General features: G+C 69.5%; 15 protein-coding genes and 1 pseudogene. 1 reads left to right on the forward strand and 15 read right to left on the reverse strand.

The features are described 5' to 3' along the window. The 4 genes and pseudogenes from ABZZ17_RS05980 to ABZZ17_RS05995 form a co-directional block, all read right to left on the reverse strand. Window positions 1-314 (reverse strand): annotated as a pseudogene (locus ABZZ17_RS05980) (hypothetical protein); the annotation flags it as partial. 343 nt (window positions 315-657) lie between these two features. Then, window positions 658-1,041: a DUF6113 family protein gene (locus tag ABZZ17_RS05985; RefSeq protein ID WP_356872477.1), complete on the reverse strand. Its 384-nt coding sequence runs from the start codon at window positions 1,039-1,041 to the stop codon at window positions 658-660. Beyond that, window positions 1,038-1,940, reverse strand: a complete 903-nt coding sequence (mshB, locus tag ABZZ17_RS05990) for an N-acetyl-1-D-myo-inositol-2-amino-2-deoxy-alpha-D-glucopyranoside deacetylase (protein ID WP_356872479.1) — start codon at window positions 1,938-1,940, stop codon at window positions 1,038-1,040. Before mshB ends, ABZZ17_RS05985 begins: the two co-directional genes overlap by 4 nt. A 23-nt stretch (window positions 1,941-1,963) precedes the next feature. Beyond that, entirely contained in the window at window positions 1,964-2,158 is a 195-nt protein-coding gene (locus tag ABZZ17_RS05995; protein WP_030226073.1) for a hypothetical protein, read from the reverse strand. A gap of 361 nt (window positions 2,159-2,519) precedes the next feature. On the opposite strand from ABZZ17_RS05995, the gene ABZZ17_RS06000 reads away from it, so the two are divergent. Next, a complete protein-coding gene (locus ABZZ17_RS06000; RefSeq protein ID WP_356872481.1) occupies window positions 2,520-3,068 on the forward strand; it encodes a DinB family protein in 549 nt (182 codons plus the stop codon). A gap of 60 nt (window positions 3,069-3,128) precedes the next feature. On the opposite strand, the gene ABZZ17_RS06005 is transcribed toward ABZZ17_RS06000, so the two are convergent. The 11 genes from ABZZ17_RS06005 to ABZZ17_RS06055 all read right to left on the reverse strand — a co-directional run bounded on the left by ABZZ17_RS06005 (window position 3,129) and on the right by ABZZ17_RS06055 (window position 15,735). Beyond that, window positions 3,129-4,208, reverse strand: coding sequence for a dipeptide ABC transporter ATP-binding protein (locus tag ABZZ17_RS06005; RefSeq protein WP_356872483.1), 1,080 nt, complete (start codon window positions 4,206-4,208; stop codon window positions 3,129-3,131). Beyond that, a complete protein-coding gene (locus ABZZ17_RS06010) occupies window positions 4,201-5,175 on the reverse strand; it encodes an ABC transporter ATP-binding protein (protein WP_356872485.1) in 975 nt (324 codons plus the stop codon). Before ABZZ17_RS06010 ends, ABZZ17_RS06005 begins: the two co-directional genes overlap by 8 nt. Window positions 5,176-5,190: 15 nt before the next feature. Next, window positions 5,191-6,225 (reverse strand): ABC transporter permease, encoded by a 1,035-nt coding sequence (locus ABZZ17_RS06015; protein WP_356872487.1) that lies wholly within the window; start codon window positions 6,223-6,225, stop codon window positions 5,191-5,193. Then, a complete protein-coding gene (locus ABZZ17_RS06020) occupies window positions 6,218-7,141 on the reverse strand; it encodes an ABC transporter permease (protein ID WP_356872489.1) in 924 nt (307 codons plus the stop codon). Before ABZZ17_RS06020 ends, ABZZ17_RS06015 begins: the two co-directional genes overlap by 8 nt. A gap of 34 nt (window positions 7,142-7,175) precedes the next feature. Then, window positions 7,176-8,810 (reverse strand): ABC transporter substrate-binding protein, encoded by a 1,635-nt coding sequence (locus ABZZ17_RS06025; protein WP_356872491.1) that lies wholly within the window; start codon window positions 8,808-8,810, stop codon window positions 7,176-7,178. 106 nt (window positions 8,811-8,916) lie between these two features. Then, window positions 8,917-9,855 carry a GNAT family N-acetyltransferase gene (locus ABZZ17_RS06030; protein WP_356872493.1) on the reverse strand — a complete coding sequence of 313 codons (939 nt, stop codon included), beginning with the start codon at window positions 9,853-9,855 and terminating at the stop codon, window positions 8,917-8,919. 153 nt (window positions 9,856-10,008) lie between these two features. After that, the gene (locus tag ABZZ17_RS06035) at window positions 10,009-11,055 is read right to left on the reverse strand and encodes a dipeptide ABC transporter ATP-binding protein (RefSeq protein ID WP_356872495.1); all 1,047 of its coding nucleotides are present in this window, start codon (window positions 11,053-11,055) and stop codon (window positions 10,009-10,011) included. Further along, on the reverse strand, window positions 11,048-12,106 hold the full coding sequence (locus ABZZ17_RS06040) for an ABC transporter ATP-binding protein (RefSeq protein ID WP_356872497.1): 1,059 nt from the start codon (window positions 12,104-12,106) through the stop codon (window positions 11,048-11,050). The genes ABZZ17_RS06035 and ABZZ17_RS06040 overlap by 8 nt, the downstream gene beginning before the upstream one ends. 13 nt (window positions 12,107-12,119) lie before the next feature. After that, a complete protein-coding gene (locus tag ABZZ17_RS06045) occupies window positions 12,120-13,082 on the reverse strand; it encodes an ABC transporter permease (RefSeq protein WP_356872499.1) in 963 nt (320 codons plus the stop codon). Continuing rightward, window positions 13,075-14,019: an ABC transporter permease gene (locus tag ABZZ17_RS06050; protein WP_356872501.1), complete on the reverse strand. Its 945-nt coding sequence runs from the start codon at window positions 14,017-14,019 to the stop codon at window positions 13,075-13,077. The genes ABZZ17_RS06045 and ABZZ17_RS06050 overlap by 8 nt, the downstream gene beginning before the upstream one ends. A gap of 93 nt (window positions 14,020-14,112) precedes the next feature. Next, entirely contained in the window at window positions 14,113-15,735 is a 1,623-nt protein-coding gene (locus ABZZ17_RS06055; protein WP_356872503.1) for an ABC transporter substrate-binding protein, read from the reverse strand. Window positions 15,736-15,901: the final 166 nt, after the last annotated feature.

The raw sequence follows: 15,901 nt of genomic DNA on the forward strand, positions 1-15,901 counted from the left end.
CGCGGGGCGAACCAGTTGCTGGCCGCCTCCTCCGGCTCGGGGGCCGGCGCGGCCGGGGCCGGTCCGGGCGCCGCCGGGGCCGCCGGGGGCAGGGCCGAGCGCACGGGCGGCGCGGGCCGCACCGGTGCGGGGGCCGGCGCGGGCGCGGCCTCGGTCGGCTCCGGCCCGGCGGGCTGGGCGGTGTCCTTCACCGGCTTGCGCACGACCACGGGCGGGATCGGCCGCGAACCCGGAATGTTGATCCGGATACGGGTCGTCAGGGTGGTCTCGGTCTTCGGCCCGTCGGTGTCGGGCGTGGACGGGTTCGACGTCACAGGGTTCTCCTCCGGGGCGGTCGCCGCGGCGTCCGTGGACGGGTAATGGCCGGTTCCGTACGGCGGCGTACCCGAGGGGTAGACGGCTCCACCGTGCCCTTGGGGCCCGGGGGACGAACTGTCGGTTTCACGACTCAAGGCAGGTTCTCCCGGTTGGCTCCGCCGCCCGTCATACCGTGCGCGGGCAGCTCGGCGGCCCGTCCACCATACTGGCCGTCGCCCGGGCGCAACTGTCCACCGGGAATCAATGGTTCCTCTTGAGCTCCCGCACGCCCCCTTCCGAGGGCCCGTCAAACCGGCGCAAGCCGTCCCCGATCGGAGTCCGTCCGAGTTCGACGGCCTGTCAAGCGCGCGGCCGCGCGGCCGAAACGGGACGGTCCGCGGACAGTCGCATCGTGGCGCACATCACAGCGATCGCACTCCCACCCAAAAGGTATGCGTACGTACCGATTGCGGAGGAACCGAGCACGAAATCGCCCTCCGGCCTCGGCAGGCTGAGGACCACGTAGGAGAGGAACCAGCCGACCGCCGCCGCACCCACTCCGATGCCGGTGCCGGTCGAGATCCGGCCGCCGAGGAAGAGCCCGAAGAGGGCCAGCAGCGCGAGCAGCAGCCCGCCGGGGAACCACAGGTCCACCACGAGCCAGCCGGCCGCGCCGGTGACCGCGCCCAGGACCAGCAGGCCGAGCAGGACGGCGATCCGCCCGGGCGTCCAGGCGGCGCTCACGCGTCCACCCCCGCGAAGAGGTCGCGTTCGCGGACGCCCGCCGGGGCGCCGGGCTCACCGGCGGCCAACTCGTAGTACTCGCGGGCGAACAGGGGCTGGGCCAGGTCGTTCGAGAGGGCGAAGAAGGGCCCGTCCACGGCGATCTGGGTGACGTGCTCCCGCATGGCAGCCGCCTTGGCCGCGGCGAACTCCTGTCCGGCCTCGTCGCCGATCTCGGCGGTGATCAGCTCGTCGGCGACCACTCCGGGAACGTCCCCGGGGCTCGCGAGCCCGGGGAAGGGGGTCGCGTCACCGGCCGCGCGGAGCCGGGCGAAGCCCTCGTCGACGACCGAGCGCGGGACCCGGTTCCAGTAGACCTTGCCGACGGCGTGCGGGCCGCCGAGCTCCGGCCGGTACGCGGCGTCGGCGGCGAGTTCCGCGCCGCGCATGGCGACGCGGTGGGCCTGGATGTGGTCGGGGTGGCCGTACCCGCCGTCCGGGTCGTAGGTGACGAGGACCTGCGGCCGCAGCTCCCGGATCACCTCCACGAGGTACCCGGCGGCCTCGTCGACGTCGGCGGACCAGAAGGCGCCGGGGCGGCCGTTCTGGGGCGCGCCCATCATCCCGGAGTCCCGGAAGCGGCCCGGGCCGCCGAGAAAGCGGTGGTCGGCGACCCCGAGCTCCTTCATGGCGGCGGCGAGCTCGCCGATCCGGTGGGGGCCCAGCGCGTCGTCGCGGTCGGCCGTCAGGTGGGCCAGTCCGGCCGGGATGACCTCGCCCTCCTCGCCGAGCGTGCAGGTCACCAACGCGACGTGGGCGCCCTCGGCCGCGTACTTGGCCATGGTGACGCCGTTGTTGATGGACTCGTCGTCCGGGTGCGCGTGCACGAGGAGCAGACGACGGGCGGGAAGACCGTTCATGGGGTTCAGCCTACGAGCAGGACCTACAACTTGAGGCCACTGATCATGCTCGCCACGTTGGACGTGAGCTGGCTGAGTGTCGGAGCGATCGTCGAGCTCGCCAGATAGAACCCGAGCAGCACGCAGACGAACGCGTGGCCCGCCTTCAGTCCCGACCTCCGGACCAGAAGGAAGACGACGATCGCCAGCAGCACCACGGCCGAGATCGAGAGTGCCACGGCGTTTCACCTCCACGTCGAGCGGACATCGGTACGCGTACTCGTGCTCGGCGAAGTCATACCCACCGTGCGCTACGGATCATAACTATCCGTACCAGCGCATCGATCGAATTCCGGCAGCACGAGGGGCGCACGGCGCGCACGGCCGGGGGCACGAAAACGCCGGCCGGGCAGGCTCCGCGCCTCCCCGGCCGACTGTCGGCACCCGCACGGCCGCACCCGTTCAGAGTGCCGGGACCGGATCTCGGGTCAGAAACGGTCAAGTTGCCCCCGTGTAAAGCGCGTTACCGTTACGGCGGTAACGCGGGCGCGATCGGCAGTCGAGGCACGGGGGTGGCCAAAAATGATCGGTGGACGGGACATGGCGGCATGTCTTTTCGGCAGGGCGCACGAGGACCTGCGGTCCCTGGCCGGGGCCTTCCCGGCCGGGGGGCTGGGCCGGGTCCCGCACCCCGGCGCCAACAGCCCGGCCTGGCTGCTGTGGCACGTGGCGCGCGGCGAGGACCGGAACCTGTCCGAGATCGCCGGACTCCCCCAGCTGTACGTTTCCCAGGGCTGGGCGGAGCGCTTCGGCCGCCCGGCCGACCCCGGTGACACCGGCTACGGCCACACGCCGGCCCAGGCGGCCGCCTTCACCGGGGCCGGGGCCCCGGCGGCCGCGCTGCTCCTGGCGTACCTGGAGGCCGTACACGGGCAGCGGGTGGCCCCGTACCTCGCCTCCGCCCCGGACGCGGACCTCACCCGTACCGCCCCGAGCCCGACGCTGGGCACGGCCGAACCGGTCGGGGTCCGGCTGGCCGGGCAGGTGGCGGACTCCCTCGCCCACACGGGCCAGCTGGGCCTGCTGCTGGGGCTGCCGGGACTGCCGGCACCGTCGGCCGCGCCGGGGCAGCCGGCCGGGGCGTCCTGATTCGTTCGAACACCCCGGTGCGGCCGCCGTACTTCCCGCCACGAGCGGGACCGGTCCCCGCTATTCCTTCGCGGGCGGCGGGGCGGCCGGCGGCGGGGCGGGCGGCGGGGGCAGTTCGGAGGCGGGCGGAACCACCTGCTTCTCGGCGGCGAAGTGGCAGGCCGACGGGTGCGCGGCGGGCCCCGAGGCGAAGACCTCCGGCACGGCCAGCAGCGGGACCTCCGACGCGCAGCGCGCCTGGGCCTTCCAGCAGCGGGTGCGGAAGCGGCAGCCCGAGGGCGGGTTGGCCGGGGAGGGCACGTCGCCGGAGAGGATGATCCGCTCCCGGTGGGCGCGGGCCCGCGGGTCCGGGACGGGGACGGCGGAGAGCAGCGCCTGGGTGTACGGGTGGGTGGGGTGGTCGTAGATCTGGGTGTCGGAGCCGATCTCGACGATCCGGCCCAGGTACATGACGCCGACCCGGTCGGAGATGTGCCGGACGATCGAGAGGTCGTGCGCGATGAACACGTAGGACAGGTCGAACTCGTCCTGGAGGCGTTCCAGCAGGTTGACCACCTGGGCCTGGACGGAGACGTCGAGGGCGGAGACGGGCTCGTCGGCGACGATGATCTCCGGCTGGAGGGCGAGGCCGCGGGCGATGCCGATGCGCTGGCGCTGGCCGCCGGAGAACTGGTGCGGGTAGCGGTTGATGTACTCCGGGTTCAGGCCGACCACGTCGAGGAGGTCCTGGACCCTGCGGCGGCGGTCGCCCTTCGGGGCGACCTCGGGGTGGATCTCGTAGGGCTCGCCGATGATGTCACCGACCGTCATGCGCGGGTTCAGCGAGGTGTACGGGTCCTGGAACACCATCTGGATGTTGCGGCGGACGGTTTTGAGGGCCTTGCCGGACAGCTTGGTGAGGTCCTCGCCCTTGTACGCGATGGATCCGGCGGTCGGGCGTTCCAGGTGGACCAGCATCTTGGCGACGGTGGACTTGCCGCAGCCGGACTCGCCGACGATGCCGAGGGTCTCGCCCTGGGCCAGGCCGAAGGAGACCCCGTCGACGGCCTTGACCGCGCCGACCTGCTTCTTGAAGAGGACGCCCTGGGTCAGCGGGTAGTGCTTGACGAGGTCGCGGACCTCCAGGATGGCTTCAGGCACCGAGGCACTCCTTCCAGAAGAAGCACGCGCTCGTCCGGTCCGGGGCGACCGCGGCGAGCGGCGGGACCTCGGCCCGGCAGGCGGCCCGGGCCATCGGGCAGCGCGGGTTGAAGGCGCAGCCGGGCGGGATGGCGAGCAGGTTGGGCGGCAGGCCCTTGATCGCGTAGAGCTCCTGGCCCTTCTGGTCCAGGCGCGGGATCGAGTCGAGCAGGCCGCGGGTGTACGGGTGCGCGGGGGCGCGGTAGATCTCGTGGACCGGGGCGGCCTCGACGATCCGGCCCGCGTACATGACGGCGATCTTGTCGGCGACGTCGGCGACGACGCCGAGGTCGTGGGTGATCAGGATCAGGCCCATGTTGAGTTCGCGCTGGAGCTCCGCGAGCAGGTCCATGACCTGGGCCTGCACGGTGACGTCCAGGGCGGTGGTCGGCTCGTCGGCGATGATGAGGGAGGGTTCCAGGGCCAGCGCCATGGCGATCATGATGCGCTGGCGCATGCCACCCGAGAACTGGTGCGGGTAGTCCCCCACCCGGTCCTTCGCGGCCGGGATCTTCACCCGGTCCATCAGCTCGACGGCCTTGGCCCGGGAGGCCTTGCGGGACATCCCGCGGTGCACCTCGTACATCTCGCCGAGCTGGGCGCCCACGCTGAGGACGGGGTTGAGGGAGGACAGGGCGTCCTGGAAGATCATGGCCATGCGCGCGCCGCGGATCTTGCGCCGTTCGTCCTCCTTCATCTTCAGCAGGTCCTTGCCCTGGAAGAGGATCTCGCCGCCCGCGATCCGGCCCGGAGGGGTTTCGAGGATGCCCATCACGGCTTGGGCGGTCACGGACTTGCCGGAGCCGGACTCGCCGAGGACGGCGAGGGTCTCGCCCTCGTCGACCGAGTAGTTCACGCCGTTGACGGCCTTCGCGACGCCGTCGCGGGTCTTGAACTCCACGTGCAGGTCGCGGACTTCGAGCAGCATCTGACGGCACTCTCCTCAGCGCAGCTTGGGGTCGAGGGCGTCGCGCACCGCGTCGCCGAGCATGATGAAGGCGAGCACGGTGATGCTGAGCGCGCCCGCCGGGTAGAGCAGCATGTGCGGGGCGTTGCGGATCTGCGGGGCGGCGTTGGAGATGTCGATGCCCCAGGAGACCGTCGGCGGGCGCAGGCCGACGCCGAGGAACGACAGGGTGGCTTCGAGGGCGATGTAGGTGCCCAGCGCGATGGTGGCGACGACGATGACGGGGGCGACGGCGTTGGGGGCCACGTGCCGCAGCAGCATCCGGCCGTTGCCGGCGCCGAGGGCGCGGGCGGCCTGGACGTAGTCGTTCTGTTTGGCGGTGATGACCGAGCCGCGCGCGATGCGGGCGAGCTGCGGCCAGCCGAGCAGCACGATGAAGCCGACGACGGGCCAGACGGTGGTGCTGGTGACCACGGACAGGAAGACGAGGCCGCCGAGGACGACGGGGATGCCGAAGAAGATGTCGGCGACCCGGGAGAGCAGCGAGTCTCCCCAGCCGCCGAAGAATCCGGCGAGGCCGCCGAGTGCGGAGCCGAGCAGGGCGGCTCCGACGGTCGCGCAGATCCCGACGGTGATGGAGGCGCGGGCCCCGTAGACGGTGCGGGTGTAGACGTCGCAGCCCTGGGTGTCGTAGCCGAAGGGGTGCCCCGGGGAGGAGCCCTCCTGGGACTTGGACAGGTCGCACTGGAGGGGGTCGCCGCTCGCGATGAGCTGCGGCCAGATGGAGATGACGACGAGGAAGAGGATCAGCAGCGAGGAGACGACGAAGACGGGGTTGCGGCGCAGCTGGTGCCAGGCGTCGGACCACAGGGAGCGGGCCTTCTCGCGGGGGCCTTCGGGGCCGGCGTCCTGCTCGACGCCCTCGACGCTCTCGGCCTCCTGTAGCGCGAGGTCCATGGCGCCGCCCTGGCCGGTGGGTGACATGGCCTCTTCCCCTCGGGGGCCGACGGGGTCGTACCCGCCGGGGTTGTCGGGGTGCTCGGGGCGCTCCGGGTGCTCGGGCTCAGGCATAACGGATCCTCGGGTCCAGGACCGCGTAGAGCAGGTCGACGAGCAGGTTCGCCAGCAGGAAGACGATCACGAGGATGGTCACGAAGCCGACCACGGTGGGCGAGTTGTTGCGCAGGATGCCCTGGTAGAGCTGGTAGCCGACGCCGTGGATGTTGAAGATCCGCTCGGTGACGATGGCGCCGCCCATGAGGGCGCCGATGTCGGTGCCGATGAAGGTGACGACCGGGATCAGGGAGTTGCGCAGCAGGTGGCGGGTGATGACCCTGTGGCGTGGGAGGCCCTTGGCGGTGGCGGTGCGGACGTAGTCGGCCTTGGTGTTCTCGGCGATCGAGGTGCGCGAGAGGCGGGTGACGTACGCGAGGGAGACGAGGGCGAGGACGATGCCGGGCAGGATCAGTTCGCTGAAGGGGGCGTCCGGGGAGACGGTGGGCCGGACCCAGCCCCATTTGACGCCGAAGAGGTACTGGAGGAGGTAGCCGGTCACGAAGGTCGGCACCGAGATGACGACGAGGGTGAGCACCAGGACGCCGGTGTCGACGGACTTCCCCCGGCGCAGGCCGCTGACCACGCCGAGGGTGATGCCGACGAGGACCTCGATGACGATCGCGACGATGGTCAGGCGCAGGGTGACGGGGAACGCGCTGGCCATGAGCTCGGTGACGGGCTGGCCGTTGAAGGCCGTGCCGAAGTCGCCCTGGAAGATCTGCCCCATGTAGTGGAGGTACTGCTTCCACAGGGGCTGGTCGAGGTACAGGTCCTTGCGGATGCGGGCCGCGGTGGCGGGGTCCGGCGCCTTGTCCCCGAAGAGGGCGGCCACCGGATCCCCGAGCGCGTACACCATGAAGAAGATCAGGAACGTGCTGCCGATGAACACGGGGATCATCTGGAGCAGCCGCCGGATCACGTAACGTCCCATGGACTGCTCCGTGCTTTCGTTCCGTGGGGATCGGTCAGCTGACCTTGATCTCGTCGTACACCGGGACGCTGAACTGGTTCAGGGTCACGTCGGTGAGCCGCTCGGAGTAGCCGGCGCTGCCGTTCTGGTACCAGAGGGGGATGGAGGGCATCTGCTCGGCGAGGATCTTCTCGGCTTCCTGGAAGATCCCGGTCGCCTTCGCCGCGTCGCTCTCCTGGTTGGCGTCGTCGACGAGCTTGTCGAAGTCCTTGTTGCTGAACTTCCCGTAGTTGGAGGAGGCGCCGGTGTAGTACAGCGGCTCCAGGAAGTTCTGGATCAGCGGGTAGTCGGCCTGCCAGCCGGAACGGAACGGGCCGGTCAGCTTGAAGGAGCTCTGCTGGTTGCGGAAGTCCGCGAAGGTGCCGACCGGGTTGACCGTGCAGACGGGGCCCTCGCCGAGCGCGTTGTTGACGCTGTTGCAGACGGCGTCCATCCAGTCTCGGTGCGAGCCGGTGTCCACGTTGGAGGTCAGCGTGACCTTGCCGCCGGGCAGGCCGCCGGCCTCCTGGATGAGCTTCTTGGCCTCGGCCGGGTCGTAGACGCAGGCGTCGCCGCAGGCCGTCGCGGAGAAGCCGCCCTGGGCGCCGAGGGCCGGGGAGGTCCAGTCCTTGGCCGGGGTGCGGGTCTCGCGGAAGATCTGCTTGGTGATCTCGTCGCGGTTGATCGCCATGGAGATGCCCCGGCGGACCTTCTCCATGCCCTCCTTGCCCCACTGCGGGTCGTACATCGGGAAGGTGAGGGTCTGGATGATGAGGGCCGGCTGGTTGATGTACCGGTCCCCGAGGTCGTTCTTGACGTTCTTCAGCTGCTGCGCCGGGACGTCGTCGACGAGGTCGAGGTTGCCGGAGATCAGGTCGGTGTAGGCCGTGTTGTTGTCGGTGTACACCTTGAGGTCGACGCCGCTGTTCTGCGCCTTGTCCGCGCCCGGGTAGCCCTCCCACTTGCGCAGCTTCATGCCGGTGCCCTTGGTGTACGAGTCCACCGTGTACGGGCCGTTGCCGACGGGCTTGGCGAGCCAGCCGGAGTGGTCGCTGAAGAAGGACTTGGGCAGCGGGGAGAAGGCCTGGTAGCCGAGGGTCTCGGGCCAGGTGGAGAACTTCTCCTTGAGGGCGACGGTGAAGGTCTTCGGGTCCTTGACGACCAGCCCGGACATCGTCTTCGCCTTGGGCTCGCCGGAGGCGGGGTGCACGTCGTCGTAGCCGACGATGTCGGAGAAGAACGGTGCGTTGTTCTGCTTGTTGCGCACGTCGGCGCCGTAGTTCCAGGCGTCCACGAAGGACTGGGCGGTGACCGGCTCGTCGTTGCTGAACTTCCAGCCGTCCTTCAGCGTGACGGTGAAGTTCTGGCTGTCGGTGGTCTCGATCTTCTCCGCGAGCATGTTCTCGGCCGCGCCGGTCTTGGCGTCGTAGCGCTTGAGACCGCGGAAGAGCATGTCGAGGACCTTGCCGCCCTGCACCTCGTTGGTGTTGGCGGGCTCCAGCGGGTTCTGCGGGTCACCCCACGAGGAGCTGACGACCCCCGCGCCGCCGCCGGCGTCCGCGCCGCTGTCGCTGCCGCCGCCGCAGGCCGTCGCCGCGAGGGCGACGGCCGCCGCGCATGCGGCCCACTTGGCGTGGGTGGCTCCGCGCATGGAGTGCCTCCTAGGGGTCCCTGGACTCGCTTAGGGGCCAATGTCACCCTTTGAGCGGTCCCCCACACTCCGGTTGGCCCGATTGCACCCGCGCGTCACGCCGCTGTCACCCCTGCGAGTGCAAAGGCAGCTCCCAGGTGTCCACCGCGTAGTGCAGGGCCATGCCGTGCGCCTCGTACAGACCGAGCGCGCCGGTCGCGTTCAGGGTGTCCACGCCCAGCCCCACCGACCGGCGGCCGCGGGCGGCGAAGACGGCGAAGCCGTGGCGCAGCAGGTGGCCGCCGATGCCCCGGCCGCGGACGTCGGCGCGGACGCCGATGTGGCTGAGCCAGCCCATGCTGGTGCGGTCGTCCCGGGTGAGGAGGACGGCGACGTCTCCCTCGGCCGGCAGGGAGGCGATCCAGACCAGCGACCAGTCGAGGGCGCGTGCGTCGATGTGGTCCAGCCACGGTTCGTAGGCGCGTTCCACGTGGCCGAAGTGCGCGGCGAAGGTCTCCTCGACGAGGGCGTGGGCCCGGCGCCGGTCGGCCTCGTCGGCGGCGCAGTCGCGCAGGACGAGCCCGGCGGGCGGGGCGGGCGGCAGGTCCGTGCCGGGGGCGAGTGCGCGGGTCATGACCTGGTGGCGGCGGACGGTGCGGTAGCCGCGGCCGGTGAGCAGCGTGAGGTCGAGGGTGGGTTCGACGTTGAGCTGGATGCGCAGCCGGGCCCCGGGGGCGCCGGCGGCGAGGGCCCGGGCCCGGGCCTCCATCAGGGTCAGCAGCCGCAGGGCGGCCTCGTCCTCGCCGGGCAGGACGTAGTGGTCGCCGTCGACGCGGCCGGGTCCCGAGTCGGCCCAGACCAGGGCGTAGGCGACGAGGCGGCCGCCGCGGAAGGCGAGCCAGGAATCGGTCGCGAGGTCCACGTCGGGGTGGTGCAGGTCGGCCTCGACGGCGGCGAGGTCCGTCTCCGGTCTGCCGATCTCGATGACGTCGACGGCGTTGAGCAGTGCGCAGATGTCGGACGCGTCCCCGGGCCCCGCCGGACGGACGGTCAGCAAGTCGGTCATCCGGCCACTCTCGGCGGCGCCGGGGGCCGCCGCAACCGGCTTTCCCCGCACGGCGGGGGGCGGGCGGCGCGGGTCGGGCCCGTACACGCGCCAGGGCGCCCGGACCGGAGGGAACTTCCGGTACCGGGCGCCCTGGGCGTCGTACGGCGGGGATCAGACGGCCAGGACGGCCCGCTCCTCCGCGAAGTGGCACGCCGACTCGTGCGCGGCCGGGGTGGTCACGCCCTGGAAGCGCGTCGGGATCGCCAGCAGCGGCTCCTCCGTGGCGCAGCGCTCCTCGGCCTTCCAGCAGCGGGTGCGGAAGCGGCAGCCCGACGGCGGGTTGGCGGGGGACGGCACGTCACCGGTGAGGATGATGCGCTCGCGGGCCTCGCGGACCTCCGGGTCCGGCACCGGCACGGCGGAGAGCAGTGCCTGGGTGTACGGGTGGGTCGGGTGCTCGTAGATCTCGGCGTCGGAGCCGATCTCGGCCATCTTGCCCAGGTACATGACGCCCACGCGGTCCGAGATGTGCCGGACGATCGAGAGGTCGTGCGCGATGAACACGTAGGACAGGTCGAACTCGTCCTGGAGCTTGCCCATCAGGTTGATGACCTGCGCCTGCACCGACACGTCGAGCGCGGAGACCGGCTCGTCGCAGATGATGATCTCCGGGTTGAGCGCGAGGCCGCGGGCGATGCCGATGCGCTGGCGCTGGCCGCCGGAGAACTGGTGCGGGTAGCGGTTGATGTACTCCGGGTTCAGGCCCACGACGTCCAGGAGTTCCTGGACCTTGCGGCGCCGGCCGCCCTTGGGAGCCACCTCGGGGTGGATCTCGAAGGGCTCCCCGATGATGTCGCCGACCGTCATGCGCGGGTTCAGCGAGGTGTACGGGTCCTGGAACACCATCTGGATGTTGCGGCGGACGGCCTTGAGGGCCTTGCCGGACAGCTTGGTGATGTCCTGGCCCTTGTAGAGGACCTCGCCGGCGGTGGCCTTCTCCAGGTTCATCAGCAGCTTGGCGACGGTGGACTTGCCACAGCCGGACTCGCCGACGATGCCGAGGGTCTCGCCCTGGTACAGGTCGAAGGAGACGCCGTCCACGGCCTTGACCGCGCCGACCTGCTTCTTGAACAGGATGCCCTGGGTCAGCGGGAAGTGCTTGACCAGGTTGCGCACCTGAAGGATCGGCTCGCCCTTGGGCTTGGTGAGGTCAGCCATGGATCTGCTCCTTCCAGAAGTGGCACGCGCTGCCGCGGCCGGGCAGCTCGGTGCCGTCCTGCTCGGTCACCTGGTGCAGGACCGGCACGTCCGTGCGGCAGATGTCCTGAGCCTTGGGGCAGCGCGGGTTGAAGGCGCAGCCCGAGGGGATGTTGAGCAGGTTGGGCGGCAGGCCCTTGATCGCGTAGAGCTCCTGGCCCTTCTGGTCCAGGCGCGGGATCGAGTCGAGCAGGCCGCGGGTGTACGGGTGCGCGGGGCGCTTGTAGATCTCGTGGACCGGGGCGTTCTCGACGATCCGGCCGCCGTACATGACGGCGATCTTGTCCGCGACGTCGGCGACGACGCCGAGGTCGTGGGTGATCAGGATCAGGCCCATGTTCATCTCGCGCTGGAGCTCCGCGAGGAGGTCCATGACCTGGGCCTGGACCGTCACGTCGAGGGCCGTGGTCGGCTCGTCGGCGATGATCAGGTCCGGCTCCAGGGCCATCGCCATGGCGATCATGATGCGCTGGCGCATGCCGCCCGAGAACTGGTGCGGGTAGTCCCCCACGCGCGCCTTGGCGGCGGGGATCTTCACGCGGTCCATGAGCTCGATGGCCTTGGCCGTGGCGTCCTTCTTCGACATCCCGCGGTGGACGCGGAACATCTCGCCGAGCTGGGCGCCCACGGTGTGCACGGGGTTCAGCGAGGAGAGCGCGTCCTGGAAGATCATGGCGATCTTCGAGCCGCGGATCTTGCGGAACTCCTCGGCGGGGAGCTTGAGCAGGTCGGTGCCCTGGAACAGGATCTCGCCGTGCGGGATCTTGCCGGGGGGCATGTCGAGGATGCCCATGATGGCCTGCGCCGTCACGGACTTGCCCGAGCCGGACTCGCCGAGGACGGCAAGGGTCTCGCCGGCGTTCACCGAGTACGAGACGCCGTTGACGGCCTTGGCCACGCCGTCGCGGGTGTGGAACTCGACGTGCAGGTTCCGCACGTCCAGCAGGGGGGTGGTGCCCTCCGGCGCCGAGCGGGGCGCGGGGACGTTCGAGGTCTTGTCGATGATGGTCAACGTACGCCCTTCCTCAGCGCAGCTTCGGGTCGAGGGCGTCGCGCACCGCGTCGCCGACCATGATGAACGCGAGCACGGTGATGCTCAGCGCGGCGGCCGGGAAGAGGAGCACGTGAGGTGCCTGGAGCCAGCGGACGGAGGCGTCGCTGACCATCAGGCCCCAGGAGATGCCGGGCGGCTGGACGCCGATGCCGAGGTACGACAGCGCGGACTCGGCGCCGATGTACACACCGAGGCTGATCGCACCGACCACGATGACGGGCGCGATCGCGTTGGGCAGGATGTGCCGCAGCGTGATGCGCATCGTGCCGGCGCCCAGGGCGCGGGCGGCGACGACGTAGTCGTTGTTCTTGTTCTGCAGCACCGAGGAACGCATGATGCGGAAGATCTGCGGCCAGCCGAGGGTGGCCAGTACGACGGAGACCGTCCAGGCGTTGCCCTTGCCGAGGCCCGACATGATCAGCATGCCGCCGAGGAGCAGCGGGATGGCGAAGAAGATCTCGGTGAAGCGGGACAGGACGCTGTCGATGAATCCGCCGACCCAGCCGGCGACCAGGCCGAGCGCGCCGCCGACGAGGAGCACCAGGGTGGTGGTGACGACACCGACGATGATCGAGTTCCGGGCGGCCCAGACCGTACGCGTGTAGACGTCACAGCCCTGGACGTCGAAGCCGAACCAGTGGTCGGAGCTCGGGGTCTTCAGCGAGTCCTCGAGCTTGCAGGCGGCGGCGTCGAAGGGGCTGCCGGGCGTGAACCACTGCGGGACCGCGGAGAGCACGAGCAGGATGACGACGAGCGTGCCGCCGATCAGGAAGATCGGGTTGCGCCGGAGGTCCGAGACGGCGTCGGACCAGAGGCTGGCCTCGCGCTCCTTCTTCGGCTTGCCGGGCTTGGCGGCGGCCGGTCCGCTCGCGGAGGGAGCTTCGGCGGTCTGGGTGTCGGTCAACTCATCCCCCACCGTAGTTGTGTCACGCATAGCGGATCCTCGGGTCGAGCACTGCGTAGAGCAGGTCCACGATCAGGTTGGCGACGAGGTACACGATGATCAGGAGCGAGACGACGCCCACGATCACGGTGCCCTCCTTGCGGTACACCGACTCGGCCAGCAGGCCGCCGATCCCGTGGATGTTGAAGATCTTCTCGGTGATGACCGCGCCGCCCATCAGGGATCCGAGGTCGGCGCCGAGGAAGGTGACGATCGGGATGAGCGCGTTGCGCAGCGCGTGGTTCGCGACGACGCGCCGGCGGGGCAGGCCCTTCGCGGTCGCGGTGCGCACGTAGTCGGCGCGCATGGTCTCCATCATCGACGTACGGGTCAGTCGGGCCACGTACGCGAGCGAGGTCGAAGCGAGTACCAGCGCCGGGAGGAGGTAGGCGCGGATGCCGTCGTTCTCGTTGAAGGAGACGGAGAAGAAGTCGATGCCCCAGCTCTTCTTGAGCTGCACGCCCAGCGTCAGCTGGAGGACGAAACCGCTCACGAAGACCGGGATCGAGATGACGAGCAGGGTGGAGAGCAGGACGAGCTGGTCGAGGAACTTGCCCCGGCGCAGGGCGGCCATGATGCCGGCGAGGACACCGACGACGGCCTCGATGACGAACGCGACGATCGCGAGGTTCATCGTGTAGGGGAAGGCTTCGGTGATCTTGTCCCAGACGGAGCGGCCGGTCAGGGTCTCGCCGAAGTTGCCCTGGAAGAGGTTGGTTATGTAGTTCCAGTACTGCGACAGGAACGAGTCGTTGAGGTGGTACTTCTCGCGCAGCATCGCCGCGACGATCGGGTCGGCCTTCTTCTCTCCGGCGAGAGCCTGGATCGGGTCACCGGGGAGCTTGAACGCCAGCCAGTAGATGAGGAACGTGGCACCGATCAGAACAGGGATCGCCTGTATGAGTCGGCGGATGAGGTAGCGGCCCATCAGACCTCCAGCAAAGAACAGGGGGAAAGGGCAGGCAGGCGGAGACCTGCCTCCGCCTGCCCGCCCCCTGAATCCCCTTAGTGAAGAGGGGTGTTATTTGTTGAGCTCGACGTTCGCCAGGTCCATGCGGCCCTGGGCGTCGACCTCGACGTTCTTCACGGACTGGGAGTAGGCCGCAGAAGACATGTACGTGAACACCGGGATGTACGGAAGGTCCTTGATGATGATGTCATCGGCCTTCTGGTACAGCTTCAGGCCCTCGGCGGCGTCGGTGGCCTTGTCGGCCTCCGCCATGACCTTCTCGAACTCTTCGTTCTTGTAGTGGCCGTAGTTGGAGCCGTTGTCGATCGCGACCTTCGAGAAGATCGGACGCAGGTAGTTCTCCGCCGCCGGGTAGTCCATGGACCACGCCATGCGGAAGGCACCCTTGTACTTCGAGGCGCCCAGGTCGTCCAGCATCTCGCCGAACTTGGCGTAGGGCTTGGTGGTGACCTCGATGCCGAGGTTGGCCTTCAGCTGGTTCGCGACGGCCTCCATCCACTCCTTGTGACCGCCGTCGGCGTTGTAGCCGAGCTCGATCTTGTTGCCGGGAACGCCGCCGGCCTTCTCGAAGAGCTCCTTGGCCTTGGTCGGGTTGTACGTACCGAACTCGCCCAGGGCGCCCTTGCGGTAGCCCGGGATGATCGGGCTGATGAAGTCGTCGGCCGGCTTGCGGGTGCCGTTGAAGATGGTCTTCGTGATGGCGTCCCGGTCGATGGCCATGGAGATGGCCTGACGGATCTCCAGCTTGCCGAACGTCTCGGGGTTCTGCTCCAGCGGGAGACCGAGGTAGCCGACGCCCGACTCGGGCTTGTACAGGTAGCGGTCGCCGAACTCCTGCGAGACGTTGGCCATCGCGGAGATCGGGAGCTTGTCGACGATCTGGAGGTTGTCGGCGCGCAGGTCGTTGTACGCCGTGTCCAGGTTGTCGTAGATCTTGAAGGTGACGCCGGCCAGCTTGGCGCGACCCTCGGCCGGGTACTTGTCGTACCGCTTGACCTTGATCTGCTTGTTGTGCTCCCACGCGCCGTCCATCTGGAAGGCGCCGTTGCCGATCGGGTTCTCGCCGAACTTCTTCGGGTCGGCCTCGAACGCCTTGGGCAGCGGGTAGAAGGCGTTGTAGCCCAGCATGGTCTTGAACTGGGAGAAGGGCTCCTTCAGCGTGACGGTGAAGGTCTTCTCGTCAACGACCTTGAGGCCCTTGAGCTCCTTGGAGGTGGGCTTCTTGTCCTTGCCCGGCGCGAGCTCCTCGGAGCCCTCGATCTTCGAGAAGAACGGCATGCCCTCGGCGGCGTTGTCCTGGTTGGCACCCCAGTTCCAGGCGCGGACGAACGACTGCGCGTCGACCTTCTCGCCGTTGTGGAAGGTGTAGCCGTCCTTGATCTTGACGGTCCAGGTCTTCGAGTCCGTGGTGTCGATGGACTCCGCGACCGCGAGCTTCGGCTCGTTGGTCTTGTTGTCGTAGTCGACCAGACCGGTGAAGAGCGCGTTGAGGACCTCGGCGCCCTCGGACTCGGCGGTGTTCTGACCCACCAGGCCGTGCTGCGGCTCGCCGAGCAGCACGGTGATGTTGCCACCGGCGCCGCCCGCGTTGTCCTTGCTGGTGCTGCAGGCCGTGGCAGCCATCGCCACGATGACGGCACCCGCGACCCACTTGGCGCTCGTTGCTCCGCGCATGGGTAATTGCCTCCTCAGGAGTCACTGTCGATTCGTGAAGGACCCGGCTCCGCTGACACCCCTGACAGCGAAATCCGGTCCCATCGTGTGTGCTCGTGAGTCGACGCTCCCCACAGCGTGTGACCCATTGACCCGAGCTCAATGGAGCCATCCTCGGGGACGCCCA

This window comes from Streptomyces sp. NPDC006512 (genome assembly GCF_040611935.1).
Taxonomy (GTDB): Bacteria; Actinomycetota; Actinomycetes; order Streptomycetales; family Streptomycetaceae; genus Streptomyces.